At 70.0% G+C, this 3,649-nt stretch carries 2 protein-coding genes; one reads left to right on the top strand and one right to left on the bottom strand.

The window, feature by feature from the left end:
* The first annotated feature begins 137 nt into the window (after nucleotides 1-137).
* Complete coding sequence (locus tag FJ251_14450) at nucleotides 138-3,389, top strand: efflux RND transporter permease subunit (protein ID MBM4118905.1); 3,252 nt, start codon at nucleotides 138-140, stop codon at nucleotides 3,387-3,389.
* Here FJ251_14450 and FJ251_14455 read toward each other — a convergent pair whose 3' ends face one another.
* Nucleotides 3,390-3,626 (bottom strand): hypothetical protein, encoded by a 237-nt coding sequence (locus tag FJ251_14455; GenBank protein ID MBM4118906.1) that lies wholly within the window; start codon nucleotides 3,624-3,626, stop codon nucleotides 3,390-3,392.
* Nucleotides 3,627-3,649 lie beyond the last annotated feature (23 nt).

A 3,649-nucleotide genomic window follows, 5' to 3' on the forward strand; every position in this document is an offset into this window, starting at 1 on the left:
CCCCTCGGCGGCCTCGCCGCGGGCGAACTGGTGGTGACCGCGGCCAACTACCTCGTCGACTCCGAGTCGCGCCTGCGCGCCGCGCTGGCCGCGCTGACGCCGGCCGGCGGCGCGGCGCCCCACGCCGAGCACGCGCCATGATCCGCGCCATCATCCGCTTCTCGGCGGAGAACCGCTACCTCGTGATCGCCGCCGTCATCGTCGCTCTCGGCTTCGCCTGGTGGGCGATGCGGACGATCCCGCTGGACGCCCTGCCGGACCTCTCCGATACCCAGGTCATCGTCTACTCGCGCTGGGACCGCAGCCCGGACATCGTCGAGGATCAGGTCACCTACCCGATCACGGCCGGCCTGCTCGGGGCGCCGCGCGTGAAGGCGGTGCGCGGCTTCTCGGACTTCGGCTACAGCTTCGTCTACGTGATTTTCGAGGACGGCACGGACCTCTACTGGGCGAGGAGCCGCGTCCTCGAGTACCTGGCGACGGTCACGCCCCAGTTGCCGGACGGCGTGCAGGTGGAACTGGGCCCGGACGCGACGAGCGTGGGCTGGGTCTTCCAGTACGCGCTGGTCGACACGACGGGCGCCCACGACCTCGCCGAGTTGCGCAGCGTCCAGGACTGGTTCCTGCGCTACGCCCTGCGCAGCGTGCCTGGCGTGGCCGAGGTGGCCACGGTGGGCGGCCAGGTCAGGCAGTACCAGGTGACGGTGGACCCGAACGCGCTCGCCGCGCAGGGTCTGCCGCTGGCGGCCGTGCTGCAGGCGGTGCGCGAGGGCAACGAGGAGGTCGGCGGCCGGCTCGTGGAGCTGTCCGGCCGCGAGTACATGGTGCGCGGCCGCGGCTACGTGAAGAGCACCGCCGACATCGAGCAGCTCGTCCTGCGCGCGGAGGGCGGCACCCCCGTGCGCCTGAAGGACGTGGCGCGGGTCGAGCTGGGTCCCGAGATGCGCCGTGGCATCGCCGAACTCGACGGCCAGGGCGACGCCGTCGGCGGCATCGTCGTCATGCGGGCCGGCGAGAACGCGCTCGCCGTGATCGAGCGCGTGAAGACGCGGCTGGCGGAACTCGAGCCCTCCCTGCCGCCTGGCGTGAAGGTCGTCACCACCTACGATCGCTCCGAACTGATCGGCGAGGCGATCGACACCGTGCGCGACAAGCTGATCGAGGAGATCATCATCGTCTCGCTGGTGATCCTCGTCTTCCTCTGGCACTTCCCGTCCTCGATCGTGCCGATCCTGACGATCCCGGTCTCCGTCGCGCTCGCCTTCATCCCGCTCAAGCTGCTGGGCCAGAACGCGAACCTGATGTCCCTGGCCGGCATCGCGATCTCGATCGGCGTGCTGGTCGACGGCGCGATCATCGAGGTCGAAAACGCCTACAACAAGATCCACCGCTGGCTGGCGGCCGGACGGCCCGGGAGCTTCTTCCGCGTGCGCCTGGAGGCGCTGCAGGAGGTGGGGCCGGGCGTCTTCTTCTCGCTGCTCGTGATCGCGGTCGCCTTCATGCCCGTCTTTTTGCTGGTCGACCAGGAGGGCCGCCTCTTTCGGCCGCTCGCCTTCTCCAAGAACCTGGCGATGGCGATCGCCGCCTTTCTCGCGATCACGCTCGACCCGGCGCTGCGCATGCTCTTCGCGCGCATCGATCCCTTCACCTTTCGCCCGCGCTGGCTGGCCTGGCTCGCGACGCAGCTCCTCGTCGGCAAGTACGAGGCCGAGGAGCGCCACCCGGTGAGCCGGCTCCTGCAGCGGATCTACGAGGGACCCTGCCGCTTCACCGTCCGCCACGCCAAGGCGACGATCGCCGTCGCCCTGCTCCTCGTGGCGAGCACCGTGCCCGTCTACCTGAAGCTCGGCCACGAGTTCATGCCGCCGCTCTGGGAGGGCAGCCTGCTGTACATGCCCTCGGCCGTGCAGCCCGGCATGTCGGTGACCGAGGCGCAGAAGGCGCTGCAGGTGCAGGTCCGGCTGATCATGAGCGTGCCCGAGGTGGCGCGCGTTTTCGGCAAGGCGGGCCGCGCGGGGAGCGCCACCGATCCCGCGCCCTTCACGATGATGGAGACGACCATCCTCCTCAAGCCGGAGCGCGAGTGGCGCGAGCGTCCGCGCTGGTACTCGAGCTGGGCGCCCGAGTGGCTGGCCGCGCTGCTCAGGCCCTTCTGGCGCGACCGCATCACCCACGAGGAGCTGACGGCCGAGCTCGACGCGAAGCTGCAGCTCCCCGGCATCTCGAACGCCTGGACGATGCCGATCAAGGCGCGCCTGGACATGCTCTCGACGGGGATTCGCACGCCGGTGGGGATCAAGATCCTGGGGCCCGACCTGGCCGAGATCGAGCGCATCGCGATCGCGGTCGAGCGCGCGGTGGCCGAGCTGCCGGGCACGCGCAGCGCCTACGCCGAGCGCGTGGCCGGCGGCTTCTTCCTCGATTTCGTGCTGAAGCGCGAGGAGCTGGCGCGCTACGGGCTCAGCGTCGCCGACGCCAACGAGCTCGTGATGACCGCCGTCGGCGGCGAGAACCAGAGCAGCACGGTCGAGGGCCGCGCGCGCTACGGCATCAACGTCCGCTATGCCCGCGCCTACCGCGAGGACCTCAGCGCGCTGCGCCGGGTGCTGATCCCGCTGCCCGGCGGCCGCGGCCAGATCCCGCTGGAGGCGGTTGCGGACGTCGTGCTCACCCAGGGACCGGCGATGATCCGCGACGAGAACGGCCTGCTCGCGGGCTACGTCTACGTGGACCTGGACACCGCGCGCCAGGACATCGGCAGTTACGTGGCGCAGGCCAAGCGCGTCGTCGGCGCGCACGTGACCTTGCCGCCCGGGTACGCGCTCACCTGGAGCGGCCAGTACGAGAACATGCTGCGCGTGCGCGAACGGCTGCAGGTGATCCTGCCGCTGACCCTGGTGCTCATCTTCGGGCTGCTCTATCTCAATACGCGGTCCACCTTCAAGACCGCCCTCGTGATGCTCGCCGTCCCCTTCTCGGCGATCGGTGCCTTCTGGCTGCTTGCGGCGCTGGGCTACAACCTCTCGATCGCGGTCTGGGTGGGCCTGATCGCCCTGCTCGGGCTGGACGCGGAGACCGGCGTCTTCATGCTGCTCTTCCTCGACCTTTCCCACGACGAGGCCCGGCGTGCGGGTCGCCTGCGCCACGAGGCCGACCTGGTCGAGGCGGTCATCCACGGCGCCGTCAAGCGCGTGCGACCCAAGGCGATGACCGTGCTCGCCACGATGATCGGTCTCCTGCCCATCATGTGGTCGACGGGGATCGGCGCCGACGTGATGAAGCGCATCGCAGCGCCGATGGTGGGCGGGCTCACAACGAGCTTCGTGCTGGAGCTGCTCGTCTACCCGGCCGTCTACTTCCTCTGGCGGAAGCGGCAGCTGTCGGCCTGATCAGGCGCAGTGGCTGGCGGTGGGGCCGAGGAAGCGCAGGGCATCGATGCCGAGAAACTCGGAGACGCCGCCCACGGTCGAGAAGACCTGGAAGTTGTACTGCGTGTCGACGGCCCGCGTGTAGAGCATGGCCAGCGCCGTGATCTTGGGCTGGTCGACGTACATCGCCCAGTTGCCGCTCTTGAGCCCGCGCTCGATCACGTGCCGGGCGAGCGCGCGGATGTCTTCGAGGCCCATGTCGACCTCCACGCCGCGCGCGT

The organism is bacterium (assembly GCA_016873475.1).
Taxonomy (GTDB): Bacteria; Krumholzibacteriota; Krumholzibacteriia; order JACNKJ01; family JACNKJ01; genus VGXI01.